The organism is Bacillus sp. 007/AIA-02/001, assembly GCF_004634455.1.
GTDB classification, from domain to species: Bacteria; Bacillota; Bacilli; order Bacillales; family Bacillaceae_G; genus Bacillus_A; species Bacillus_A cereus.
The window spans coordinates 118,919-145,086 of record NZ_SEIY01000012.1 but is presented as its reverse complement, the minus strand read 5'-3'; the positions used below and the strand labels follow the sequence as shown (position 1 = coordinate 145,086).

Below are 26,168 nucleotides of genomic sequence, written 5' to 3'. Positions count from 1 at the left end.
GGGAAAAAGATGGAGAAGAAACAAAGTATACTATCACCAATTATCCGTATTACTTTTACATTTCTAGTGTTGTGTGGACTTGTATACCCACTTATTGTTACTGGTATTGCACAAGCAGTGATGAAGGATAATGCGGATGGAAGTCTAATATATAATGATAAAAATGAAGTGATTGGTTCTAAATTAATTGGTCAAAACTTCACGGATCCACGTTATTTTCAAGGGCGTGTTTCTAGTATTGAATATAAGGCTGAAGCATCTGGTTCAAATAACTATGCACCATCTAATCCAGATTTAGCAAAGCGAGTAGAGAAAAGTATTGAAGAGTGGAAGAAACAAAATCCCACTGTTCCAGTCACAGAAGTACCGATAGACTTAGTGACAAATTCAGGTTCAGGGCTTGATCCTGATATTAGTCCAAAGGCGGCCTCGGTGCAGGTGGATCGCATCTCAAAATTAACGAATATTCCGAAAGAAAAACTTAATCAATTGATTAAGGATCAAACGGAAGGCGCTGCACTCGGCTTGTTTGGAGAAGATCGTGTGAACGTCTTAAAATTAAATTTAGAGTTACAGAAATTAATAAAATAGCAACAGTGCTACCTCAATCTAAAGGATTGAGGTAGCGTTGTTTCGAATGAAAGGTAGTGTTTATTTTGTATGCAGATGATTATGAACCGAAGTTTCAAAGGCGAACGCCAGAGGAATATTTAGAATATATTCGTCAGCAAAATCGGGGAAAGTTAAAGCTATATGTAGGAGCAGCTCCAGGCGTAGGAAAAAGTTATAAAATGCTCTTTGATGCAAGGGAAATGAAAAAAGATGGAATTGATATTGTAATTGGTTTAATTGAAACGCATGGAAGAAAAGAGACGGAAGAAGCAATTGCTAATTTAGAAAAAGTTCCTTTGAAAGAAATACAGTATAAAGGAAAGGTATTTTATGAGCTTGATGTGGAAGGAATAAAAAAACGCGCGCCGCAAGTAGTCGTAGTGGATGAACTTGCTCATAGTAATGTTCCTGGTTCTAAACATAAGAAACGTTATATGGATGTGCAGGAATTGTTAGAGGCTGGTATATCGGTATTATCAGCTTTTAATATTCAACATTTAGAAAGTGTTCATGATATTGTAGCTCAAATTACGAATGTAAAAGTAAGAGAACGAATTCCAGATTTTATTTTACAAAAAGCAAATGAAATTCAGCTCGTTGATGCAACGCCTGAGGTATTAAGGAAGAGACTAATAGACGGAAAGATATATAAAGAAGAAAAAATTCAGCAAAGCTTACAAAACTTCTTTACACTTAATAATTTAGGAGCACTTAGGGAATTATCACTTCGAGAAGTTGCCGATGATATGGACGAGAAAATTAGCCAAACAGTAATAGAACCAATTGGCGTAAAAGAAAAAATTCTCGTTTGTGTACAATACAGTTCAACAGCGGAGAAATTAATAAGACGGGGATGGCGCATGGCTGATCGATTAAATGCTGAATTGTACGTATTAAACGTTGAGAGGGAAAATATAGATTCTATTTCAGCTGGAAAAAAGCAGACGATTGAAGAGTGGAAATCGTTAACCAATCAATTTGATGCGAGTTTTGTATTAGAAGAGGCGAAAGGGAGAAAACCAGCGGATGTTATTATTGAAGTCGCAAGAAGATTACAAGTGACGCAAATTTTACTTGGACAATCTGCAAGAACAAGGTGGGAAGAAATACGAAAAGGCTCTATTGTAAATGAAATTATGAGACAAACAAAGTATATTGATATTCATATTGTTGCGGATCAAAGAGGGTAAAATAGAGCCGACATTTTGGGGCTCTATTTTAATTTTTGTACAGCATGAAAACTTAGCATTTTCATTGCATATAAGATTACAAGTAAAAACATAATTGCGCCTAGGAAGAAAATCCAAAAGTAATTTTGGTTAAATAAAAGAAATCCACCTATAAGTGGCCCTGTACCCATACCAAGATAGCGGATGAAGTTGTACATACCGATAGCTGTTGCACGTTCTTGCACGAATTCTTCTGTTAATAAAGTAGTGTGAGTTGGCATAGAAAGTCCCATACTACAACCGTACAAAGATGTAACGATAATGATGAATGGGATATTGATGTTATATGTGAAAGAGAATAAAAAGACACATATAATATTGAAGAAACTCGTAATAAATAAAGTTGGCTTTGTTGTGAGGCGTTTTTGCAAAAACTTGTAGCAAAAACTTCCTAGCATGATAGAAAGAGACATTGGCACAAACATAAGACCAATTTCATTTGCAGCTAAATGAAATGAATTTGTTAAAATACTCGGTAAAAAAACGAGAAAGCAAAAGTAAATACAAAATTGAATGAAGCCAATAAGAGTAATAGAAAATCCAGTTTTATTTTTTAAGATAAGAGAGTAATTCTTTTGTGCTTTAGACCGCTTAATTACATTTGGCTTTGTTTCTGGAAGTAGTGAAATGTTTATCATTAATAAGATAATGCCAAGTGTAGATAAAAAGAGAAATACAGATAAGTGACCATTTATACTGCCAAGATAACCACCTATGAGAGGAGCCATTGCAGGTGCGAGGGCAAGTAACATTTGGTATAGGCTCATCGCTTCTCCGCGTTCTTTTCCTTCAAATAAATCGCCGATAATCGTTGCTGAAACTACAGGTATAGCCGCTATTCCTATAGCTTGAACAGCTCTAAAAAAGAGAAATAAATAAATGTTTGCCGAAAAAGCACATCCGATTGAAGCAATCGTACTAATAATTAAACTAGGAATAAGGACAGATTTTCTCCCTTTTGTATCAATTAAAGGGCCATATATGAGCTGCATAATCGCAAGAACGAATGTAAAAAGTGAAACTGTTACATTTACAAGATAAAGAGAAGTATGAAAAGAATTTTGAATCATCGGTAAGATAGGTGTGTAAATATTTTGAGCGAAGGAACCGAATAAGGCACTAATACAGATAACATATAAAATGAAATTTAGTTTAGATTTTTTCATCTTGTTAACCCCCTTGTAATTTAGTTTCCTAGGAAACTAAATTTATTTTAACATGATTTTCTCACTTGTAAAGATGAAAAAAAAATTTTAAAATGGTATATAGTTAAATTGTTTCTTCGGAAACTTAGGAGGCGAACGGATTGAAGCATGCAACGAAGCAAATGGAAATACTTTCGGACATTCGTACACTTTTGCATAAAAAAGAAGAATATTTAAAACGACAAAATGAGAAGTTTCTTCGTGAGACAGGCGTAAGTAGTATGTCTTTATCTGAGTTACATGTAATCGAATGTATCGGAAAAAATGGTTTGATGAATGTAACGGCAATTACGACAGAAATGGGCATGACGAAGGGAGCAATCTCTAAAATTTGTACAAAGTTGTTTCAAAAGCAATTCGTTGAGAAGATGCAAATGTTAGATAATCAAAAAGAAATCTTCTTCCGCTTAACGGAAAGTGGGAATGAAATATATAAAGCTCATGAAAAATTGCATAAGCAAGCTGAAGAAAAGTGGTTGTTACTTTTAGATGGATATAGGAAAGAAGAGCAAGACTTTATCCAAAGGTTTATAAAGGATGTCTCCGATCATTTGGAAATATAATTGGAAGAAAAAACTCCTTTTTCTCAAGTCTTTTAAATATAATTTCTGAAAGAACTCATATATAATAGAAAAAGATACTTAACATGGTGAATAATTAAAGAGTCAATATATATAGAGGAGAGAGTAACATGCTTGAAAATACGGGGTTAGTATTAGAAGGCGGCGGTATGCGTGGTGTGTACACGGGCGGGATATTAGAATACTTTATGGAACAAGATTTATATTTTCCATATGTAATCGGTGTATCAGCTGGTGCTTGTCATGCAGCGTCGTATCTTTCCAGACAAAGAAATAGAAATAAAACGGTCAATATTGATTATGCATCACATCCGAAATATTTATCGTATAAAAACTTATGGAGAAAACGTCAACTATTTGATATGGATTTCATTTTTCATGAAATCCCAGAAAAGCATGTTCCGTTTGATTTTGAAACATACTTTAATAGCCCAGAACGTTTCCTTGTAGGAACGACGGATTGTGAAACTGGGCAATCTGTTTATTTTGAAAAAGAAGGAACGAATGATGATGCGCTAAATTTATTACAAGCGTCTAGTTCATTGCCTTTCATTGCACCGGTAGTAAATTACCGTGGTAAGCAATTATTAGATGGTGGGATTTCAGATCCGATTCCAGTTCGTAAAGCACAGGAAGATGGATTTAAAAAATCAGTCGTAATTTTAACAAGAAATCACGGTTACGCAAAGAAAAAATCAAGATTTGGGTGGGTTGCTGCGAAAGCTTATAAAAAATATCCGAATCTTGTTAACACGATGCTCAATCGTTATGAAGTGTATAATGAAACACTTCACTATATTGAAAAAGAAGAGCAAGCTGGTAATTTATTTGTTATTCGCCCAGAAGTGCCGCTTCAAGTAGATCGTATGGAAAAAGATACAGCAAAACTACAAAATTTATACGAGCAAGGCTATGAAGATGCAAAGAGACAGTTTGCAGATTTAAAGGCGTTCTTGCAAAAATAAGTATTAGGCTGCGGAGAAGAAATTCTCTGCAGCCTTTTTTGTATTGCTTGCTTATCCGTTACTTTTTAAAAATGTATGAATGTTTAAGTGTTTAAAGAGTTTGTAAAACACCGGGGTTTCTTGTTGAGGAGAATTTATTTGAAGGATATTATGATGATGTAGCGCTACTAAACTATTAAATTTATGAGGTGATTGTTAATGAAAGGAAAAGTTTTTTCAATTACGACTTTAGTATTATTAGCAACATCCAACAAGTGCATTCTATCCAACTCTAAGCGGTCACAAAAGCGGTAACCTACTATCTTACAGAGCTCAAACTACTACGAATCAAAATGCATCTCGTTGTTCAGTAGCAATTTCTTTTATTAAATCAAATGGAAATAATTCATATATTGAAAGCGCTTCAGACAAATTAGGATCCCATGAATCTGGAAGAGCATTAAACGCAACTGTGAGTAATGGTGCATATAACGCCTTTGGTGCAAAAGGACTATACTCGGAGCATTATGCAAATGAGAATAATGACTATCAAGAAGATACACACAAAGGTACTTTTGATAGTAATGGTAACTTACGATTGCAGTGGTAAAAAGCATTAAACAGTTGTCTTTATAAATATTTAGATAAGGAGAAGGGGATGTTCATCATCTCCTTCTTATTTAAAAGGAGCACAGACATGTACCTAGCTTTTAAAAATATAAAAAGCAATAAACTGTTTTTCTTAATTCTCCTTATGTCATTTTTTATTTCTTTTCTTTCTATATCAATAGCCGCACTTTTAACAGAGTCTAAACGAAACTTTATATCTGCTTTTCAAATCGGTTTTCCAGAGAAGAACCAAGTTTTAACTGTTCCGATAGCGAATGCAACTGAATTGGAAGAGATAATTCCTTTCATACAAGATACTTTTGTTAAAAGTGATATTTATGTAGAGCATTTAAAAGCATTAAATAGTTCAGGGGCAACAAAGATCATAGCTGTGAATTTAAAAGATGATTATTATTGGAAGCCATATATTTCTGAAGGACAATATTTTCATCGTGAAAATGTAAACGATATGGTTGTTGGCGATCAAACGAATGTAGAGGAGTTATATGAATTTGATGATACATATAAAAAAATAGGAACTATATCAAGAAAAGACAGTGACGTCGGTGTAGCAGGCATATACGTTCCACTTCAAAACTTACCTACTATATCTAAAAAAGGTATTATCGCGAGTAAACAATTACAATTAACAGTTGTTAATCCTACATCATCTATTCATAACGAAATAAAAAAGTTTATGGGTAGGAGTAAAGAAGTGCTTTCGGGAGATGTTCAAATACTGAATGAACGAGATCTTCAGGAACTACATGTGACACATATAGTTCCAGCAAATAAGTATTATTATAAATTTATTCTTGTTGCAATTGTTTCTGGCATTTCTGCGGTTTTATTTTGGATTTATAAAAAAGAAAGAGAGATTTCATTAAAAAAAGCAGTAGGTGCTTCTAATATATCTATCTACTGCGAACTATATATTCAAATTTTGTTTATTTCTCTAGCAGCGATGTTCTTAGTTTTTATTACGTTAGAAATATTTTCGGGAACAATTCATACTTATTTTCAGACATACTTAGTAAAACCGTTAACACTATATGTATTGATATGCAATGTTATTTTTATAATTTTTCTTACAATTTTTGTTACTGTAATTCCAATCAAGCACATTATAAATATATATCCCGGAAAACATTTAAGAACGTAGGAGGTCGTCATGTTTTTTATATTTGATTCTATACGGTCTGTGAAAAAACGGTTGTTACCAAGTTTGATTATAGTAATTTCTTTAATTATTGCATTTTCTTCAGCAATAGAATTTGTTAGTAATCTTTCGGGATATCGAAAAATGATGACGGTAGCAAATAATTTATCGACTCATAAAAATTTCTATGAACTTTATGCGACGCAAGATATAACCTTGTTTAGCGAAGAAAAAGCGAAAAATGATTATCAACATTTCATGCAAGGGTTATCTAATATGATACCAATAACAAATAAAACTAATTATCTGTTCCGTAACTATTCACTTAGTTTAAAAAAAGAAAATGGAACGATAAAGACTCTTATTGTTGATAAAGATATTAATAAGTACTTTCGTATACGAATTTCACAAGGAAGATATTTTGAGGAATCGGAATTTCATAAATCAGTATTTGATATTAGACCTGTTATATTAGGGGCTAATTATATAGAAAAGGTATCTATTGGTGATGTTATACCATCTGGAAAAATGAAGCTAAAAGTAATTGGTTTTTTAGAAAAAAATTCACCATTTACATATCCTCGAAGTGGTGAAATATCGGATAATCGTATTACATTATTAGATGACATGGCGATTTTACCAATTGGAACAGAAGAAATAGAGTTCTATAGTGTAGAACTTTTATACAATGGGTTAATTATAGAAACAAATGAGAAGATAAATATAAATGAACTTCAAAAGAAAGTATTAAAGGTAACAGAAGGTAAGGGTTATTCGTATTATGTTACAAATCCGAATAAATTGTTAGAAAACGAAAAACAAGGTATTGATAATATGTCATACCCCTTATTATTAAGCGGTACAATCTTTTTTTTTTCATTTCTATCTATTGTATTAACATCAATGGCAGCACTTTATATGGAGCGTAAAAATATTTCTATTAGGTCAGCGTTAGGTGCAAGCACTTTTCAAATATGTCTTCCATTTATTATTGAGTATATGTTGCTATTCGTTTTAGCGATATGTATAGGCATAATGTATTTTCAATGGGAGAATAGCGGAGTAATTGAAATTCAGAAAGGGCTAGAAAATAGTATAGTATCTTTCTTTGGAACGTTAAAAGTCTCTATAGAATCATTGGTTGTTATAGGTGCTTTATCAATTGTAATGATCCTCGTTATATATGCAATCATTTATTTCAATGTACTAAAAATAAAAAATACATATATGAAAGAGGTGTTATAGATGATTCAGCTCGCAAATGTGGCTAAGGGATACGGAAAGAGTAATTTTAGTGCTTTACAAGATATTAATCTTACAATAGAAAAAGGCGAAATGATAGCCATTATGGGACCATCTGGTTCTGGGAAATCAACCTTGCTTAACATTATTGGCTTAATTGATAGCCCCTCTACTGGAAAGTATTTTTTAGATGGAATGGATACGAGTACATTCAAGTCAAATTATCATAAGTATAGAAACACGGAAGTTGGATTTGTGTTTCAGAACTTTTCGCTATTAGATGATTATACAGTTGTTGAAAATGTAATGCTTCCGCTTATATATAGAAGAATTTCTCATAAGAAACGTATGCAAATATCAAAAGAAATGCTGAAAATGGTAGGGCTTGAGAGGCATATTAACAAATATCCTTACGAGTTATCAGGAGGAGAACAGCAAAGAACAGCAATAGCAAGGGCTTTAGCACAAGATACAAAAATTATACTTGCTGATGAACCGACTGGTGCTCTTGATCAAGAAAATGGGGAGAAAATTATGAGTATTTTACAAGAGATTAATAAAGAAGGAAAAACAGTGCTAGTTGTTACACATGATCAAAAGGTAGCTGCATATTGTCAGAGGACGATACGGTTACTCGATGGTTGTATGGTGTAATATGGATAATATTATGTGAAGAGGTGATACATATGGAAAATGTCTATAAAGGACTTAGGCATACTGGGTTTATTATGATGTTTATTTTTGGTAGCGTATTTTTACTTCGCTGGTTTATTCATGATGAAATGTTAATAGATCAACTTATTGGTTTTAGTGTGGGCATAGTAATGGTTATTTCATCAGTTTTCATTCAAAAGTATAGTAAAGAATTAAAGGTAGAAGAGAAGTATTAAAAGGTTATAACCTTCTTCATATTTTGGAGGTGCCTTTATAGTTTGAATGATTGTTGTAAAAGAAAAGTAGAGCATCGGATTTCGATGCTCTACTTTTTTAATGTGGTAAGAATATCAATTGATAAGCAAACAAAATTCCAAATACATATACAAGTGGGTGAACAGCACGGAATTTACCTTTTGCCACTTTCATAAGTGGATATGAAATAAATCCAAGTGCGATACCTGTTGCGATACTTGATGTAAGAGGCATGCTTAAGATTACTAAAAATGCTGGGAATGCTTCATCAAATGCGTCCCAATCGATGTGGCGAACTGAACCCATCATAAGACTACCAACGATAATTAATGATGGAGCAGTAATAGCTGATACACCAGAGACAGCACTTACTAATGGTCCGAAGAATGCTGCTAGTGCGAATAGAACAGCTACTGTAACAGTTGTTAAACCAGTACGACCACCAGCTGCAACACCAGCAGATGATTCAATGTAAGCTGTTGATGGTGTCGTTCCGAACATAGAACCAATAGTTGCTGAGAATGAGTCAGATAGAAGAGCTCGTCCAGCTTTTGGGAGTTTTCCGTCTTTCATAAATCCACCTTGTTGAGCTACCCCAAGTAATGTACCTGTTGTATCAAATAATGTAACAAGGAAGAATGAAAATACAACGCCGTATAATCCGTAGTTAATTACGTCAGATACAGCAGTAATTGGATTTGAAACGATAATTCCTTCTGGTAATCCAGGCATTGATGTAACACCGTTTGAGAATGTTAATTGTCCTGTGAAGAAAGCGATAATACCAGTTAATAGCATACCGATAAATAGTGCGCCATTTACATTTAAAGACATAAGGATAATAGTAATTCCAAGTCCAGCTAATGCTAGTAGAACTGGAGCAGAGTGAAGATCACCAAGTCCAACTAAGTTTGCATCATTTTTTGTAACGATACCAGTTAATCGTAAACCGATAAAGGCGATAAATAACCCGATACCAGCAGTAATTGCATGTTTTAAGTTTTCAGGAATTGCTTCCATTAATTTTGTACGGAAAGATGTAAATGATAGCAAAATTAAAATCATACCTGCTACGAATACAGCAGAGAATGCAATTGCGAAAGTCATGCCTTCATGCGCTTTTACAACAGAGTAAGAGAAGTAAGCATTTAATCCCATACCTGGCGCGATTGCGATTGGTAAGTTTGTAAAGATTGCCATAAATAATGTTCCGACAACAGCAGCAATAATTGTTGCTGTAAATGCTTGTTCAAATGGAACACCTGCATCTCCAAGGATAACAGGGTTTACGACAATGATATATGCCATTGTTAAGAAGGTAATAATACCTGCCATAATTTCAGTTTTAATAGAAGTTTTATGTTTTGAAAGGTTAAACATATAAACATCCTTTCTGTTTACGAATAATTTTCACAACAGTTATATATAATATTCGTTTTTTATCTATTTTGCAATAGTTTTGCATAAAAAGTTTATAACAATTCATATTTTGTGTCTTAAATTCGAATATTAATCGTAAACCGATGTGTGAATTTCAGCTTTTTATTGTGCACATGCTAAGGAAAAGGAGTTGAAAGCAGCTATGCCACAGCAAAAAAACTTTATAACAATGCCTGCGCAACATCAAAATAAGCAGCCTGGTATTGAATCATTAATGAATCCTCTACCACAGTTTGAAGATCCCAATTATAAAGGTAGCGAAAAGTTAAAAGGAAAGAATGTATTAATTACAGGGGGAGATAGCGGAATTGGACGAGCAGTTTCCATCGCTTTTGCAAAAGAAGGAGCAAATGTTGCGATTGCTTATTTAGATGAGGAAGAAGATGCTAATGAGACGAAGCAATATGTTGAGAAAGAAGGTGTAAAGTGTGTATTGTTGCCGGGTGATTTAAGTGATGAACAGCATTGTAAAGATGTTGTTCAAGAGACCGTCCAGCAGCTAGGTAGTTTACAGGTTTTAGTAAATAATGTCGCGCAGCAATATCCGCAGCAAGGACTAGAGTATATTACAGCAGAACAGCTAGAAAAGACTTTTCGTATTAATATTTTTTCTTATTTTCACGTTGCGAAAGCAGCCCTTTCTCATTTGAAGAAAGGGGATGTCATTATAAATACGGCATCTATCGTTGCATATGAAGGAAATGAAACGTTAATTGATTATTCCGCGACGAAAGGAGCAATCGTAGCTTTTACAAGATCACTTTCTCAATCGTTAGTGCAAAAAGGGATTCGGGTAAATGGTGTTGCACCAGGACCGATTTGGACACCGCTTATTCCATCGAGCTTTGATGAGAAGAAAGTCTCTCAGTTTGGGAGCAATGTCCCAATGCAAAGGCCTGGTCAACCATATGAGTTAGCGCCGGCATACGTATATTTAGCGTCTGGTGATTCTTCTTATGTTACTGGACAAATGATACATGTAAATGGGGGCGTTATTGTAAATGGATAGTTTTCATTTATAAGAGCAAAGTAATGTTAATTCCACTTATTATAGTGAGCGCTAGGGGGGATATAGCTGAAAAAGTTATGTTTCGTCATACTATTATTTTTCATCCTACCGGTTAGTGCTTTTGCTAATACAGATCATTTAATATTAGTGAATCTTACGACAAATCAGTTGTCTTTTTTTGAGAATGGAAATTATACAAAAACATTTCCAGTAACGACTGGAAGAGATCGTACACCTACGCCTGAAGGTAACTTTTGTATTATAACTAAATTTAAAAATAAAGAATACCATCGAAAAAAAATACCTGGGGGTGCACCGAATAATCCTCTCGGTACGAGGTGGCTTGGACTAGATAAGAATGAATATGCGATTCACGGGACAAATCGGGAATGGACGATTGGAAGTAGGGAATCAAATGGTTGTATTCGCATGCATGACAGGGATATACAATGGTTATATGACAGAGTACAATTACAAACAAAAGTAATCATTTCTCGTTTTCATACGAGCCCCGAATATGAAGCGAATAAGCTTGGTTATCGCGTTGTGAGCTGGAATAGTCGGAAAATAGAAGAAGAACAAATTGGAGTACTTACGCTAGTAGACCGCGCGGATATATATTGGCAAGAACCAAATGGACAGTTAACAAAAGTGAAAACGGTATTGCCAAATGAAAGATATCCAGTGTACTCAAAACGAAAAGATGGAATATATTATATAGGAAACAATTTGTATATTATAGATGAAACAGGAGAGAAAATTCGTTACGAGCAAATTCCTTCTTCAATTTTAAGTAATATATATAAACGGAAATACAATGTTCCGTAATGGCTACCGTTTTATAGACGGTAGCTTATTTATACTTGGAGTTTAACTGCAACTATTATATTTTGCTGAATATAATACAGTACAGATAGGGGGCGGTTATATTATGAAAAGTGAATTTGCGTTTAAAGTTTTTTTAGTAACGACCTGTTTATTTATCGTGTATTTATATGCGTTTCTCGTCTTTTCTTTTTATGTTCCATATGTTGATTTAATATTGTTCTTCGGATTTATTTGGGCGTTTGTGAAAGCGAGGGAAGGAGAGAAGAGTATATATCGGCGCATTACCTTATGCGGGACGGCCGTTCTCGTTATTTTGTACTTTTTTATTATGCATGATTTTTGGAGGGGAATGTAAAAAGCATACGATTAATCGCATGCTTTTTTTGTTTAATATTTAGGCTTAAATGTATGACAACAAGTTTCTACACTCGTTGCTACAGGACTTTCTAGCGTCTCGTTTGTTAAAACAGCAGCTGTATATGAATCATTTTCAGTTTGACCAGTTTCATCTGCATCAGGCTGAACGATGATCGCACTTGCTTGACAAAAGTTACCTTGTCCCCAAAAAGAACAGTTGGAAACAGAACATCTTACTTCTGGCATAAAACCCCCTCCTTATACATTAGTGTGGGATTTTACACCCATTTCATGTGTAGAAGGAGTTTCCTTTTCTAGTTACTTTTTCGTTTGCTCAAGCCATTCTTTTAATTTATCTTTCGGCTGTTCACCGCTAATACGGCTCACTTCTTTGCCATCTTTAAAATGAATGATTGTTGGTGTTCCTTGAATTTTATATTCATCCCAAGGAGCATCTAATTTTTCAATATCCATAACTTTCATATCAACGTTTAAGTCTTTAGCCATTGGCACTAGGACAGGAGATAATTTTTGGCAATGAACGCAAGATGTTTGATAAAAGTATACTGTTTCTTCTTTTTTCTCTTTTAAGTTCTTTTGAAGATCTGAAAGAGAGATTTTATTTGTGTAGTAGTCAGGACCGTTTGTCTTACTTTCAGTAGGATTATCAATCTTTTGGCTAGTAGCATTTTTTTCTTCCATTTGTGTGACAGCGAAAATTGCTACGAACAAGGCGATAATAATACCACCAAATATAAGCATTTTTTTCATTCTTTCATCTCCTTATTTGTTTTTGATGACAATAAAGCTACAAACAGCGATTGTAATAAAGCCGATAAGTGCTAAAAACGGGATTGTAATAAAACCAAACCAGTTTATAAATTCTCCGGTGCAGGGTACACGACCGCAAGCTGCTCCAGCAGCTGAAAACGCTGGGACTTTTTGAATTGCATAGTGATATAAAGAAATACAAGCACCAATACTTGCAATTGGTAAAGAATAACTTGCGATGCGATAATCTTTTTTTGCTACAGCGATACCGAGCCATAAAACGAATGGATACATAAAAATACGTTGATACCAACAAAGTACACAAGGCTCAAATTTCATGATTTCGGAAAAATAAAGACTTCCCAGTGTAGCGATAAAAGAAGCTCCCCATGCGGTAAGTAAAGCATATTCTTGCTTTTTTTCTCGTCCCATATTTTATACCTCTCTTATAATAGTTACATACTAAATTATAGTATGAAGTGGTATGGAAAAGAAAGAAAAAATATGTTTATCAATAAAAGTTTTATGAGGAGAAACTTTTATTGATATAAAAATTTAAAAAAAGCGCCATTCTCCGGAAGAGAATAGCGCTATAGTTTACATTTGAATTTGTTCTACTTCTTCTACATGCGACTTTTGGGATGCGTGGTCAATATATTGAAATAGGAGCTGCAATTGTTTATCAACTTCTGGCAGTTCCTTGCTGTATTGATAAGCGTGTAAAAAATGCTCAATACGCTTAGAAAATAATTGATCGTTCGTTTGAACCATGAGAACGAGTAATTTATCCCAATTACAGCAATACGTGTAATAGAGAGCTTTATCATAGTCGTTATATGTTTGCACTGTGTACCCTCCTTACCGAGAGTTATATATAGTGTGTGATAAGTAAGGAGAAATACACTTGAAAGAATTTGTTAAGAAAAAATGAGAATGAAAAGAAAAAACGAGGAATTCCCTCGTTTTTTAAGCTTTTGGCATTGGCGTAGGTGTTGGTTTGCCATAGCCTTCTTTGTATTTATTATCGATATAGTTACGAATTTGAAGCGTTGATTTTCCTTTTTGTTTCATGGAAGCAGATTCAACTGCAATTTCTAGGCAATTGACGCAAGTCGTTGCATGGGAGTCCCAAACAACTTCACCATTCTTTTTAATTTCACGAATAAAGCAGTTTTTATTATTTTTATGTCCTACACTTTCACCGCAACCACAATAGCATGGAATCCAATCTAATAGCTCTGCATTTTGTCCAGCGACGGTGTAGATATCTTTCATTTGTGGATCAAGCTTATCTAGGAAGGTTGGAAGTGTGTCGACTCCTTTTGTTTTCTCTTGAATGTCAGCTTGCTGAGTGTGCGATGCGTGGTCATGTTCTTCTTGTTTTGATTCAGAAGATTTTTGGTCATTTGTACCAGTACTTCCGCATCCAGCAAGAATTAAGCTTAGTACTGCAAGTAAAGAAAATACATACTTTTTCATTCGCTTGTCCCCCTTTACAAATGTATTAATCAAATTGTATCAGAGATTACGGTGTATCGGTTGAAGATTTTTTTGACTGATTTTTGAAGCGCCATCTTAGCGAATGGAATAGAAATAAAATTGGGATATAAGCGTATACAATATATAAACCCGCTTGAGATAGTACGGTATTTAATGTGTTGATACTTTCACGGTTTGTGAAAAGTAGAGAAGCTGAAAATATGATGAAAATAAAAAACGGTAATGTAAATTTAAATGAAATATGAAAGGAACGCTTCATCGTTTGACATGATGACCAAATGGTTAAGCAAAGGTTTGGTAAAATAATTAAAAACCAAACGAAAATAATAATATATTCAAAGCGCTGAATAAAAGGAACTTTAATTATTTTTAACATCGTTAAAGTAGGCCAAATAGTACGGTTTAATTGTCCCTCGCTGTAATACATAAAAGATACGATAGCTAAAACTACATAAATTAAGGTGCTAAAAGCAATTCCAGCATGGGCCCATCTTTTTAAAGATTTTCCTTTTTCAATAAAGGGATAAAAGATAAGAATTGTTTCAAACCCTAGAAATTCCAATGCAGAGTGTTTTGCAGATATAAGCATGTCAAAAGGTGAATGTGTAAAAATAGGTAAAATATTACGAAAATGTGCATACTTCATCGGATAGACTAAAAAAAATACAACGAACATAGGAAGAACAATACCCCAAAAACATATCCCTGTCACAGAACGGAAGCCACCTTTTATAATGTAGTAAGTGACTAATAAAAACATAAGCGTAAGTTTCCATAACTTAATGGTAGGGAAAATCCAAACTTGTATCACTTCCATATATGTACGAAGAACAGTAAGGCAAAATAATAAGCAATAAAGAGTGAAAATTACAGAAAATATAGAGCCAACCCATTTTCCAAAGGTTGTTGTATGAATACTAATTAAATCTCCGTCTTTTTCAAGCATTTTTAACATACAAAACAGTACAATATGAGTTGCAATACCTGCAATAATAAGAGAAATCCAAGCATCATAACCTGCATTTTTCAAAATTACACGTTGATATCCGAGAATTCCTATACCAATCTGGAGAGAATGCAATAAAATAAATGCAAAATATGGAGATACTGTCTTTGTTTTATTCATTGTATTCATTGCTTATTTCACCTCACTATTCTCCGATTCCAGATTGTACAATATTAAGATCTAAATTTATATCTACCGCTACATTTTTATACATATTTCGAATTTGTTTTATATTCCATTTTCTCGTATGGCTTCTAATTTCATCTCGTATTCCTAACGGATCAATTTCCTTTTCTTGAAATTGTTTTATTAAATCTTCACAGTCTTTTTCGACATTTCGTTCAATTTGTTTTTTTATATAGTTGATATTTGTTTCTTTTCTTAAATCAATCCAATTAGGAGAGTTTTTAATTAATCCATTTAATTTTAAATGGATTTTTACTTTTGGTATGTCGCCAGTTTGATCTATATCATATTTGTTTTTCCCAGCTAAGTTTTGTATCACAACCATACCTTTATGTTTATCCTTTTTTATTGCTGCTTCGTAACGTCCATTTTTCGTAGGATTAATAAGTAATTTTGCTAAAACAGAATGTCTTTTATCCGTATACATGACGACTTTATCGCCTTTTAAAAAGGCAAGTCCTTTGACAGCGACAGAATGATTATCGTCCATTTTAATATAAGGAACATAGGCATCACATACAGAAGAGTAATAATTATATAAAAAAATGTTTAATTCAGTTTGTGGAATGTTCTCATTTCTTATATTTTGCTCGAGTAAATCAGCAATATATAAAGACCCATTTTTTTTCCCGTAATTTAAAAGCTCTTCAGCCGATCCATCTACAATTGCTAGTTGTACATCACGCCCGATATTTGGGTCACGTTGTAAGTTAGTAATAATCTCTCCCATTCCGCGTTCCCCTAGAGCCTTTCCAAATAGGACGACACGCATTTGACCTACAACAACATTGTGAGGAGATTTCGCATTTAATCGTGAAGCAATTGTTTCAAGTGAACGGGCAGATGTTGTTTGCGTCTCTGGTTTAGACTTTACACCATGTGTGTACTCTGGGAATAGAATAGTTCCTTGGAATTTTTTGTTTTTTGTGATGTCAAATCCAGCAATATGAATAATACGCTGTGCATCCACTATATACGTTTGTGTACAGCCAGTTTGTAAAACGAAGAAGATAATGATAAGGTGCAATAAAATTTTTTTCATTCATTCTCACCATCACGTTTTTGCTTCGATTTGTTTGGATTGTAGCGCCATTTTGATTTTGGTCTAAGAAAAGAAGGTCTTTGTGCCGTTTGACTAAATGGTAATCGAAGAAAACCTTCTGCTGTACCTAAACCACGAAATGGATATAAAGGTAACAAATAAGGTGATCCAAGCGATTTTAATTTAATTAAATGAGCTAAAATAAATACAAATCCGACAGCGAGGCCTAATCCTCCGAATGCACCGGCTAAGAGAATAAGCGGAAAGCGTAACAACCGGATAGTAGAAGACATCTTTACAGTCGGTGTTGTGAAAGATGCAAGGGCGGATAAAGCAACTGCAATTAATAAAATTGTACTTGTCAAAGCTGCCTCCACGGATGCTTGGCCAATTACAATTCCCCCAACAATCCCAATCGTTTGTCCGACTTTTGTCGGTAAACGCGCTCCAGCTTCACGAAGCAATTCAATTGTAATTTCTAAAAAGAGTGCTTCTAGAATAGGAGGGAAAGGTACGTTAGCTCTCGAGAAAATAATAGGACCTAGTAAATCGGCAGGAATCATTTGATAATGATATGTTAAAGCCGCTGTATAAATAGCGGAGGAAAAAAGAGAAAATATAGCTCCGAAAAAACGAATAATACGAAAGAACGATCCAATCATCCACGGTAAATAATAATCTTCTGGTGAAATGAAAAAATCCAGTAACGTTGTTGGTCCTGATAAAGCATATGGAGAGCCATCTGTTAAAATTAAAACTTCCCCGTTAATTAATGCAAATACAGCTCGATCTAATCGTTCTGTAGGTAATAGAACAGGAAAAGGTGAATTGCTATTATCACTAATAAATTGCTCAATCATAGTTGAATCAAATGGGACATCAAAGTCAATGTCTTCTAGCCGTTGAATTGCGGTGTTGACAAATTGTTCATTTGTAATTCCTTCTATATAAGCAACTGCTACTTTCGTTTTTGATATAGATCCGACGGTAACTTCTTTAAAAATGAGTTGCTCCGTTACGATATTTCGGCGTAATAAGTGGATATTTGTATCAAGGTTTTCAACGAAACCGATTTTAGGCCCGATTACGCTATACTCATTTTCTGTATCGTTATATAATCGTTTTCCTAAAACAGTACTTTCGGCACGAATTAAAGCATATTGATCAGGATTCGAATTGTTTTTTAAGCGTATTAAAATATATCCACCTAATAGTTTTTCACGAATATCATCAATAGAAGGGGAGGTAATAATGTCTTCAATAGAGATAATATTACATAAATCAGAGATGTTTTGGATTTGTTCCGATTCCTTTTTTATAGGAGTTAAAATGAATTGTTTAATAATAAGTGCTTCCACGACAGATTTATAATAAAACAAGCACAACGTTTCATCTTTAAGTATGTTATAAGAGACAAAATCGCTTGATTCTTTCATGGTTTGTATAAATTCTGGGATAGAACAAAGTGTTTTTGTATTAGTCTTTTTTGATTTCTTAGATGATAAACCGAACATTTTCTCACCCCTAACTTACATCATTTACTTGTGTTAGTTTTTGGGAAAGACGGGAATTTATACTTAAAAATTGAAAGTTCATAAAGAAAAGGAAGAGTAGTGAAAGCCTCTTCCTTTTTAGCATTTTAATTTGTTTTTTGTTCTTTAATAGACTTCACTAATTTCATCATTTCCGCTCGTATATCTTCTCTTTTTACATTTAATTTTTCGGCAATTTGTTTAATGTCCATTCCATCTTTTTTCATTTTTAATACATCATCAAGAGGGGTATTGCTTTTTTGAGAGATGATTGTTAACACAGTAAGATGACGCAATTTGATGTTATATTCTTTCATTTTTTGCTTTAGCTGATCAGGTGTGGATTTTTGCATAGTTGCTAACTGTTGTAGCAGTGCTTGCTTTGTTTCTTTATTCATATGATGCTTTTTCAGCTTACTTGGATCTACACCGAAATGCTCGGCTGTTTTCTCCCAAGATTTATTTTGCTTATAGTAAGCTAAAACATCTTTTATTTCTTTATTACTAATTCTTGCAATATGAGCAGCTTTCCAAATTTCATGTTTGTTATAGCCGAGTTTTTCTAGCGATTGCACTTCTTCTTCTGGAATTGGTTTATGGTGATGCATTGTTACTTCTTTTGGTGTGGCAGCGGATGTAGGGAAGGTGGATATCCCGCATAATAATGCTGCCATAGTCATACAAACAGCGATTTTTTTGTACATGTAAACTCCTCCTAGATGGATAATGTAGAAAACTGTACACATATCATTTCCATAAAATGTGAAATACTTGTGAACAAATCAAGTTTTTTTATTCACAGTATGAAATGACGTTTTTAGAAGTTTTCCAACATAAAACATTGATTAATAGTAAAAAACTAAGGTATAATCGAAATTGAAAATCAATATCAATGATGACGATAAACTTATACATATAGATAAAAATAAGGGAGAGGTAAATATGACTACATATACTTCCATCGCTAATGTGATTAAAGAAAGACGCTCTGTTCGTACATTTACAGACAAAGCAGTAGAAAAAGATTTATTAATTGAACTATTAAACGATGCAACATGGGCACCAAATCATAAGCACCGTGAACCATGGAATTGTAAACTATACATCGGAGAAGGCCGCAAGAAATTAGTAGATGCAGTATTAAACTCTTTCACGGAAGAAGAAAGAGCGAAACGCGGTAAAATTTTATCAGATCGTTTTTTAAGCACGCCTGCACAAATCGTTGTATATATAAATGAAGATCCGCGTCAAATTCAACGTGATGAAGATTATGCTGCAACATGTGCATTCATGCAAAACTTCCAACTTCTTGCTTGGGAACGCGGATTAGGTTGCGTTTGGAAATCAGGCGGATTAAACTACAATCCATTATTTATAGAAGGAATCGGTTTAACAAGAGGCCAACGTATCGTTGGAATTCTTCATATCGGCTATTTCGATAAAGCGCCAGAAGGAAAAGCACGTACTCCGATTACGGAGAAGATGGAGATTATTGAAGGTTAATAGATGAGACATTCTCGTTTTTGCGGGGGTGTCTTTTTATTATGCAATCAATCCTCATGAAAGCTTGTTCTTCATCATACACTTTCTTAAGGGAAAGTGTAAGGAGGGAAAATAATGAGAGCAAGTGACGATAAAGCACTGCAATATGCGATTGCGGAAATTACGGAAATTGCGACTGGATTTGGGCTTGATTTTTATCCGATGCGTTATGAAATATGTCCAGCGGAAATTATTTATACATTTGGTGCATATGGGATGCCGACAAGGTTTTCACATTGGAGTTTTGGAAAACAATTTTTCAGAATGAAATTACAATACGATTTAGGACTTAGTAAAATATACGAACTCGTTATTAACTCTGATCCATGTTACGCCTTTTTATTAGATACGAACTCTTTAATTCAAAACAAATTAATTGTAGCGCACGTTTTAGCACACTGTGACTTCTTCAAAAATAATATTCGTTTTTCAAATACGAAGCGAGATATGGTAGAGAGTATGGCCGCAACAGCGGACCGTGTGAAAGCTTATGAGCATAAGTATGGAAAAGCAGAGGTAGAAACATTTTTAGATGCCGTACTTGCCATTCAAGAGCATATTGATCCGTCGCTTATGCGTCCGAAGCTCGCATGGAGTATTGATGATTTAGAAGAGGAAGAAGTAGAAAAGAAAAAGGTATCGCAATACGATGATTTATGGAATTTAGATAACCGAAATAAAAAACAAGAGCGCTCTAATATACGTAAAAAGAAGAAAATCCCACCGCAACCAGAGAAGGATTTACTTCTCTTTATTGAAGAATATAGCCGTGAGTTAGAAGATTGGCAGCGTGATATATTAACGATGATGCGCGAAGAAATGTTATATTTTTGGCCGCAGCTTGAAACGAAAATCATGAACGAAGGCTGGGCATCCTACTGGCATCAACGCATACTTCGTGAAATGGACTTAACCTCTGATGAAGCAATTGAATTTGCGAAACTAAATGCAGGTGTCGTTCAGCCATCAAAAACAAGTATTAATCCATACTACCTCGGTATTAAAATCTTTGAAGATATTGAAGAACGGTACAACAATCCGACTGAAGAAATGAAACGACGAGGCGTAAAACCAGGATCTGGCCGTGACAAAATGTTTGAAGTACGCGAAATCGAATGGGATGTATCCTTCTTAAGAAACTACTTAAATAAAGATCTCGTAATGAGAGAAGATATGTATTTATTCCAGCGCCAAGGAAAAGAATATAAGGTAATAGATAAAGAATGGGAAAATGTACGTGATCAGCTCGTAAATATGCGTACAAATGGTGGCTTCCCATACTTAGTAGTAGAAGACGGAGACTACTTAAAAAACGGAGAGTTATACATTAAACATAGTTACGAAGGAATCGAGCTCGATTTAAAATATTTAGAAAAAGTATTACCATATCTTCATCAACTATGGGGAAGAACGGTGCATATGGAGTCCATTGTGGAGAGTAAGGGCGTTGTGTTTTCTTATGATGGTAAGATGGTGCATCGGAAGTATGTGTGAGGGGAAGAACGGACATAGGATACTGTGTCCGTTCTTTTTATTTGGAACCAAGTTAAATATGCTATTCTTGAAAAAAGGGAGTTATATAGAGAAATGGAGTGATTTAAATGAGCAAAATAGGGGTATGTAAGGTGGATATTACGCCGCCTTTAGGTATTGATTTTGTTGGATATCATAGAGAGAACGGAATAAATAATATTGAAGAGCGTATTTATGGGACAGTTTTTGTATTTGAAAAAGATGAAATGAAGACTGTGTTTATAAGCATTGATAATATCGGTATGTTAGTAGAAGATACGAATATGATTCGTGAACGAGTAGCGAGTGAGGTTCATGTGCCAGTTGAGCGAATAACTGTTGTTTATACACATACACACTCTGGACCGGAAACAGTCGGTGATCATCCTTTAGTAAAGTCGTATAAAACGATTTTAGTAAATAATGTAGTGCACGGTGCTGTTACTGCAAATAACAATTTAAAGCGATGCGAAGTTGGATGGGGTGTTACGACAGGTGATATTGGTGTAAACCGACGAGAGAGAACATCTGATGGAAAAGCAAAGATGGGAACAAATATAGAAGGTGTTGTAGATAAGCGAATTGGCATGTTGGCAATAAGAGATGCTGAAACGAAGGAGCTATCTGGGATTATAGTATTTTGTACGGCGCATCCGAATGTTTTAAAAGGTGATAGCGATGAATTATCAGCAGATTATCCTGGAATAACGAGAGAGATTCTAGAGCAGATAGTGAACTGCCCTGTTATTATCGTTCAAGGTGCCGCTGGAAATGTGAATGCGAAGTATCGCGGTTCAAGTGAAGCGTTAAAACAAATGGCTTACATACTTAGTGGACATATATTAACGATGTTGCCAGCAGTTACATATAGCCCAATTTTAAATTTAAGGACAGTTTCAAGTATGATGCAAATGAAGTTGAATGATATTCCTGAAATTGATGAGATACGAAGCATGGCTCGATTAGCCGAGAAGCAGTGGGGCGTGAATACGGATGAATGGGTTGCTATCGTATTAGAGAAATATAGGCAAGGTATTCGGAAGTTACGTATAGATTTAGAAGTTCAACTGTTTCAAGTTAATGATGGTATGTTTTCAGGTATACCGATGGAACCTTTTTCAGAAACTGCCTTAGCAATGAAAGAGAGCCTTCAAAATGAATTGGCTTTCTTTGGTGGATATATGAACGGATATCTTGGTTATTTACCGACAAAAGACGAATATGCATATGGCGGATATGAAGTAGAATTAAGTCCTATTGTGTATGGAACAGTTACAAATTTGTTAATGCCACCGGGAGAGAATACTGCGGAGTTGATTGTGAAAAAGGTTATGGATTTATGTAATATGGTGAAACTTTAATGAGACAGGTTTTTGAACGCAGAGTAAAGAATATGACTCATTGTTTGATTTTGTTAAGTCAATGTAATTAATAATGATAATCATTATTAATTACATTGACTTCTAAAAAAAGAAAAACTAGAATTTATAAAGGGATCTTCAATTGTTCGCTATCATTTGTATAGGAGGTAAGTTATGTTGGATAGCTTTATTTCTATAAGATGTAGGTTGGCTCTTTATAGTTTTGGTGTTCTTTTTATCTTTTTTTGTACAGTATTTTTGGTGAATCAGAAGGTGTATGCAGAAGATGTACCGTGGACATCAGTTTCAAATGAGGGAGAACGTGTACTTTTTCAAGAACAATCTTTGTATAGTAATGATCGAAGGGGAGAAGATCTTGTTTCACCTTCATTTGAAGGGCGTAAACATGGTGGGGAAGATTGGGGATACTTATTAAGAGACAGTAATTTTAATTATCCATCTAATATCCTTACACATTCTGTAATAGGAAGAGATGATCGAATTAGAGTTACTAATACAACTTTGTATCCTTATAGGGCTATAGTACACTTAGTAATTCAATTTAATGGACAAGAGGTTTATGGGGGTACAGGAGCGCTAATTAGTAAAGATACAGTATTTACAGCTGGGCACTGTGTTTACAATAAAAAGCTTGGTGGATGGGCAAAAAATGTTATTGTGACTCCTGGTAGAAATGGAGACCAAGCACCGTATTTGCCTTATAGTTGGACAAAGCTTTATTCAGTAAGTGGATGGACTGATGATGGAGATTCGGAATTTGATTATGGAGCCATTAAATTAAATGGATCTCCTGGAGATTATACAGGTTGGTTAGGATATAGAACTACTAATGTAGAGTCTCCAAAGGGATTACTCGCAGTAGTTCCAGGGTATCCATGTGATAAAGTAGGAAATGAAAAATATACTATGTGGACAGATTATGGACCAATTGAAGGCACTAGTCCTAGAATTTTAACATATAGGATGGACACTTATGGATGTCAAAGTGGAGCACCTGTATATCATGACTATTCTCGTACGGGTGTAACAATAATAGCTACCCATGCAGTAGGAAGTAATTCTTGGAATTCTGGAAACCGGGTGACAGACGATGTTTTTAATAATCTTAAAAAATGGTCTGAATAAATATAATAAGCTTTTATGGATTTTATTTTGTGTATTGGTCATAATCGTAATGACTAGTTATATAGTAAATAATGAAAAGAAGTTTAATAAGGTTGTTAATTCTGTAACTTTTCACGTGAAAAATAAAGAAAAACAGCCAATAAAAGATTTTGAAATTATACTTATGAAAGACGAATCACCTGAACCCAGTAAAGAAATTGGGATCTCAATAGGGAAAACAGACGAAGAAGGAAAAGTTATTTGGAGGAATGTGAGAACGGGAAAATATATCGTATTTTTGCCAAATAACGAGACGCAGATGGTTATGATTAATGATAGAGATGCAACGAAAAAAATAAATATATCATTGTAGAAAAAGAGTCCATTGGGATTCGTTTTCTCAGGTTGTGGCATTAAAGAATTTTACGTGGAATGGATTTAACCTTATGTGAAGAAGCTATTGATTTTGAAAATTTAAATACAGGTGTATTTAAATTTTCAAAACACGTATTTATACATTGGTTTAATCGTGCAGAAAGTTATAGAACTATACGCAAAAGAACTTGGAGGTATCTAAGTTCTTTTTTATTTGTTTCAAATTTGTGAAAGAAAGACATATTGATTGAAATTAAATTTTTTATACCCTATTATATACCCATACAGGTATAGGTTTTTGTGTGATTCATGAAAAAATTAAATAATAAATAACATGGAGGTTTGAAATATGTCTAGAAAAATTGTTGTAGTAGGCGGAGTTGCTGGCGGGGCATCAGTAGCTGCAAGGCTTCGTCGTTTAAGTGAGGAAGATGAAATTATTATGGTTGAACGCGGTGAATACATTTCGTTCGCAAACTGTGGATTGCCATATTATATTGGCGGTGTCATTACAGAAAGACAAAAGTTATTAGTACAAACTGTTGAAAGGATGTCAAAACGTTTTAATTTAGATATACGTGTATTGAGTGAAGTTGTAAAGATTAATAAAGAAGAGAAAACAATTACGATAAAGAATGTAACTACAGATGAAACATATAACGAGGAATATGATGTTTTGATTCTTTCACCAGGGGCGAAACCAATTGTTCCACCTATTCCGGGCATTGAAGAAGCGAAGGCGTTGTTTACGTTACGAAATGTACCTGATACAGATCGTATAAAAGCGTATATTGATGAGAAGAAACCACGTCATGCGACGGTTATTGGTGGAGGATTTATTGGAGTAGAAATGGTTGAGAATTTAAGAGAACGCGGGATTGATGTTACTCTTGTAGAGATGGCGAATCAAGTAATGCCACCAATCGATTATGAAATGGCAGCATACGTACATGAACATATGAGAAATCACAATGTTGAGCTTGTTTTAGAAGATGGTGTAGATGCGTTAGAAGAAGACGGGGCTATTGTACGTTTAAAAAGTGGCTCAGTTATAAAAACAGATATGATTATTTTAGCAATTGGTGTACAACCAGAGAGTAGTTTAGCGAAAGAGGCAGGATTAGCATTGGGAGTTAGAGGAACGATAAAGGTAAATGAGAAATTTCAAACATCTGACCCATATGTATATGCAATTGGTGATGCGATTGAAGTGAAAGATTTTGTTACAGAAATAGAAACGATGATTCCTTTAGCGTGGCCAGCTAATCGTCAAGGTCGCATGTTAGCAGATATTATTCATGGTCATACGGATTCTTTATATAAAGGTACGATGGGAACTTCTGTGGCTAAAGTTTTTGATTTAACAGTTGCTTCGACTGGAGTGAATGAGAAAATATTAAAACGACTAAATATACCCTATGAGGTAGTACATGTACAGGCAAATTCTCATGCGGGATATTATCCGAATGCTACGCCTGTGCTAATAAAATTAATTTTTAATAAAGAAAGCGGAAAAATTTATGGAGCGCAGGCGTTAGGGCGTGATGGTGTAGATAAGCGTATTGATGTTATTGCAACGGCAATGAAGGCAAACTTAACTGTAATCGATTTGCCGGATTTAGAATTATCATATGCCCCGCCCTATTCTTCTGCAAAAGACCCAGTAAACATGGTGGGGTATGCGGCAAGTAATATAGTAGATGGTTTTGTGGGCACAGTGCAATGGCATGAAATAGATCACATTGTTAAAAATGGTGGATATCTTATTGATGTTCGAGAGCCTAATGAACTAAAACAGGGAATGATTAAAGACTCTATTAATATTCCGTTAGATGAATTACGTGATCGATTGGATGAAGTGCCAATGGACAAAGAAATATATATCACTTGCCAACTTGGTATGAGAGGGTATGTTGCAGCGCGCATGTTAATGGAAAAAGGATATAAGGTAAAGAACTTAGATGGTGGCTTTAAATTATACGGAACAGTAGTACCAGAACGTGTTGTATATTAATATTTTTTCATCTTCCACTTCAAAATTTGGTGGAAGATGAAAGCCTATATAGTAAGGTTTCACTTCTTGTTTTGTGAA

At 34.4% G+C, this 26,168-nt stretch carries 28 protein-coding genes and 1 pseudogene; 18 read left to right on the top strand and 11 right to left on the bottom strand.

What is annotated here, in order from left to right:
* Positions 1–9 precede the first annotated feature (9 nt).
* Together kdpC and kdpDN are read left to right on the top strand one after the other, a co-directional pair.
* The gene (gene kdpC / locus ES895_RS21160) at positions 10–591 is read left to right on the top strand and encodes a K(+)-transporting ATPase subunit C (protein WP_000412599.1); all 582 of its coding nucleotides are present in this window, start codon (positions 10–12) and stop codon (positions 589–591) included.
* Positions 592–647: 56 nt separating this feature from the next.
* Positions 648–1,802: a KdpD-like non-kinase potassium sensor gene (gene kdpDN, locus ES895_RS21155; protein ID WP_003283246.1), complete on the top strand. Its 1,155-nt coding sequence runs from the start codon at positions 648–650 to the stop codon at positions 1,800–1,802.
* A 23-nt stretch (positions 1,803–1,825) separates the two neighbouring features.
* Here the strand turns inward: kdpDN and ES895_RS21150 are convergent, their stop codons facing one another.
* Positions 1,826–3,007, bottom strand: a complete 1,182-nt coding sequence (locus ES895_RS21150) for an MFS transporter (protein ID WP_065704856.1) — start codon at positions 3,005–3,007, stop codon at positions 1,826–1,828.
* A 140-nt stretch (positions 3,008–3,147) separates the two neighbouring features.
* Here ES895_RS21150 and ES895_RS21145 point away from each other — a divergent pair, with 140 nt between their 5' ends.
* The 7 genes and pseudogenes from ES895_RS21145 to ES895_RS21115 all read left to right on the top strand — a co-directional run bounded on the left by ES895_RS21145 (position 3,148) and on the right by ES895_RS21115 (position 8,471).
* The gene (locus ES895_RS21145) at positions 3,148–3,609 is read left to right on the top strand and encodes a MarR family transcriptional regulator (RefSeq protein WP_065704854.1); all 462 of its coding nucleotides are present in this window, start codon (positions 3,148–3,150) and stop codon (positions 3,607–3,609) included.
* Positions 3,610–3,737: 128 nt separating this feature from the next.
* Positions 3,738–4,592, top strand: a complete 855-nt coding sequence (locus tag ES895_RS21140; RefSeq protein ID WP_000892680.1) for a patatin-like phospholipase family protein — start codon at positions 3,738–3,740, stop codon at positions 4,590–4,592.
* Between the two features lie 198 nt (positions 4,593–4,790).
* Positions 4,791–5,181, top strand: a pseudogene (locus ES895_RS21135) (hypothetical protein).
* 87 nt (positions 5,182–5,268) lie between these two features.
* Complete coding sequence (locus ES895_RS21130; RefSeq protein WP_065704852.1) at positions 5,269–6,342, top strand: ABC transporter permease; 1,074 nt, start codon at positions 5,269–5,271, stop codon at positions 6,340–6,342.
* 9 nt (positions 6,343–6,351) lie between these two features.
* A complete protein-coding gene (locus ES895_RS21125; protein ID WP_065704850.1) occupies positions 6,352–7,584 on the top strand; it encodes an ABC transporter permease in 1,233 nt (410 codons plus the stop codon).
* Positions 7,585–8,235, top strand: a complete 651-nt coding sequence (locus ES895_RS21120; protein ID WP_000615295.1) for an ABC transporter ATP-binding protein — start codon at positions 7,585–7,587, stop codon at positions 8,233–8,235. It abuts the gene before it with no gap.
* Positions 8,236–8,267: 32 nt separating this feature from the next.
* Complete coding sequence (locus ES895_RS21115; RefSeq protein WP_000432806.1) at positions 8,268–8,471, top strand: hypothetical protein; 204 nt, start codon at positions 8,268–8,270, stop codon at positions 8,469–8,471.
* A gap of 97 nt (positions 8,472–8,568) precedes the next feature.
* On the opposite strand, the gene ES895_RS21110 is transcribed toward ES895_RS21115, so the two are convergent.
* Entirely contained in the window at positions 8,569–9,870 is a 1,302-nt protein-coding gene (locus tag ES895_RS21110) for an NCS2 family permease (RefSeq protein WP_000482710.1), read from the bottom strand.
* A 202-nt stretch (positions 9,871–10,072) separates the two neighbouring features.
* Here ES895_RS21110 and ES895_RS21105 point away from each other — a divergent pair, with 202 nt between their 5' ends.
* The 3 genes from ES895_RS21105 (at position 10,073) to ES895_RS21095 (ending at position 12,122) form a co-directional block, all read left to right on the top strand.
* Entirely contained in the window at positions 10,073–10,939 is an 867-nt protein-coding gene (locus ES895_RS21105; protein WP_001136259.1) for an SDR family oxidoreductase, read from the top strand.
* Positions 10,940–11,005: 66 nt separating this feature from the next.
* Positions 11,006–11,767 (top strand): L,D-transpeptidase, encoded by a 762-nt coding sequence (locus ES895_RS21100; protein WP_025118307.1) that lies wholly within the window; start codon positions 11,006–11,008, stop codon positions 11,765–11,767.
* A 103-nt stretch (positions 11,768–11,870) separates the two neighbouring features.
* Complete coding sequence (locus ES895_RS21095) at positions 11,871–12,122, top strand: hypothetical protein (RefSeq protein ID WP_000834195.1); 252 nt, start codon at positions 11,871–11,873, stop codon at positions 12,120–12,122.
* A 32-nt stretch (positions 12,123–12,154) separates the two neighbouring features.
* Here the strand turns inward: ES895_RS21095 and ES895_RS21090 are convergent, their stop codons facing one another.
* From ES895_RS21090 to ES895_RS21050, 9 genes are all read right to left on the bottom strand, one after another.
* Positions 12,155–12,370: a DUF1540 domain-containing protein gene (locus ES895_RS21090; RefSeq protein WP_001115480.1), complete on the bottom strand. Its 216-nt coding sequence runs from the start codon at positions 12,368–12,370 to the stop codon at positions 12,155–12,157.
* A gap of 72 nt (positions 12,371–12,442) precedes the next feature.
* Positions 12,443–12,895, bottom strand: coding sequence for a thioredoxin family protein (locus ES895_RS21085; RefSeq protein ID WP_000738450.1), 453 nt, complete (start codon positions 12,893–12,895; stop codon positions 12,443–12,445).
* A gap of 12 nt (positions 12,896–12,907) precedes the next feature.
* On the bottom strand, positions 12,908–13,327 hold the full coding sequence (locus ES895_RS21080; protein WP_000532264.1) for a disulfide formation protein C: 420 nt from the start codon (positions 13,325–13,327) through the stop codon (positions 12,908–12,910).
* Positions 13,328–13,492: 165 nt separating this feature from the next.
* Complete coding sequence (locus ES895_RS21075; protein ID WP_001195459.1) at positions 13,493–13,741, bottom strand: YhdB family protein; 249 nt, start codon at positions 13,739–13,741, stop codon at positions 13,493–13,495.
* 120 nt (positions 13,742–13,861) lie between these two features.
* Positions 13,862–14,374, bottom strand: coding sequence for a PCYCGC domain-containing protein (locus ES895_RS21070; protein ID WP_065704848.1), 513 nt, complete (start codon positions 14,372–14,374; stop codon positions 13,862–13,864).
* Between the two features lie 46 nt (positions 14,375–14,420).
* Positions 14,421–15,530 carry a GerAB/ArcD/ProY family transporter gene (locus tag ES895_RS21065; RefSeq protein ID WP_001095041.1) on the bottom strand — a complete coding sequence of 370 codons (1,110 nt, stop codon included), beginning with the start codon at positions 15,528–15,530 and terminating at the stop codon, positions 14,421–14,423.
* Between the two features lie 16 nt (positions 15,531–15,546).
* Complete coding sequence (locus ES895_RS21060; RefSeq protein WP_000722248.1) at positions 15,547–16,629, bottom strand: Ger(x)C family spore germination protein; 1,083 nt, start codon at positions 16,627–16,629, stop codon at positions 15,547–15,549.
* The gene (locus tag ES895_RS21055) at positions 16,626–18,143 is read right to left on the bottom strand and encodes a spore germination protein (protein ID WP_000467489.1); all 1,518 of its coding nucleotides are present in this window, start codon (positions 18,141–18,143) and stop codon (positions 16,626–16,628) included. Before ES895_RS21055 ends, ES895_RS21060 begins: the two co-directional genes overlap by 4 nt.
* Before the next feature lie 125 nt (positions 18,144–18,268).
* Positions 18,269–18,865, bottom strand: coding sequence for a hypothetical protein (locus ES895_RS21050; RefSeq protein WP_000276968.1), 597 nt, complete (start codon positions 18,863–18,865; stop codon positions 18,269–18,271).
* Positions 18,866–19,103: 238 nt separating this feature from the next.
* Here ES895_RS21050 and ES895_RS21045 point away from each other — a divergent pair, with 238 nt between their 5' ends.
* From ES895_RS21045 to cdr, 6 genes are all read left to right on the top strand, one after another.
* Positions 19,104–19,664: a nitroreductase family protein gene (locus ES895_RS21045; RefSeq protein ID WP_000214819.1), complete on the top strand. Its 561-nt coding sequence runs from the start codon at positions 19,104–19,106 to the stop codon at positions 19,662–19,664.
* A gap of 114 nt (positions 19,665–19,778) precedes the next feature.
* Complete coding sequence (gene spoVR / locus ES895_RS21040; protein ID WP_001202701.1) at positions 19,779–21,197, top strand: stage V sporulation protein SpoVR; 1,419 nt, start codon at positions 19,779–19,781, stop codon at positions 21,195–21,197.
* 107 nt (positions 21,198–21,304) lie between these two features.
* Positions 21,305–22,576: a neutral/alkaline non-lysosomal ceramidase N-terminal domain-containing protein gene (locus tag ES895_RS21035; protein ID WP_098207991.1), complete on the top strand. Its 1,272-nt coding sequence runs from the start codon at positions 21,305–21,307 to the stop codon at positions 22,574–22,576.
* A 174-nt stretch (positions 22,577–22,750) separates the two neighbouring features.
* On the top strand, positions 22,751–23,722 hold the full coding sequence (locus tag ES895_RS21030; RefSeq protein WP_135238620.1) for a trypsin-like serine peptidase: 972 nt from the start codon (positions 22,751–22,753) through the stop codon (positions 23,720–23,722).
* Positions 23,688–24,074 carry a DUF2606 family protein gene (locus ES895_RS21025; protein WP_135238619.1) on the top strand — a complete coding sequence of 129 codons (387 nt, stop codon included), beginning with the start codon at positions 23,688–23,690 and terminating at the stop codon, positions 24,072–24,074. Before ES895_RS21030 ends, ES895_RS21025 begins: the two co-directional genes overlap by 35 nt.
* 351 nt (positions 24,075–24,425) lie before the next feature.
* Complete coding sequence (cdr, locus tag ES895_RS21020) at positions 24,426–26,090, top strand: CoA-disulfide reductase (protein ID WP_135238618.1); 1,665 nt, start codon at positions 24,426–24,428, stop codon at positions 26,088–26,090.
* Positions 26,091–26,168: the final 78 nt, after the last annotated feature.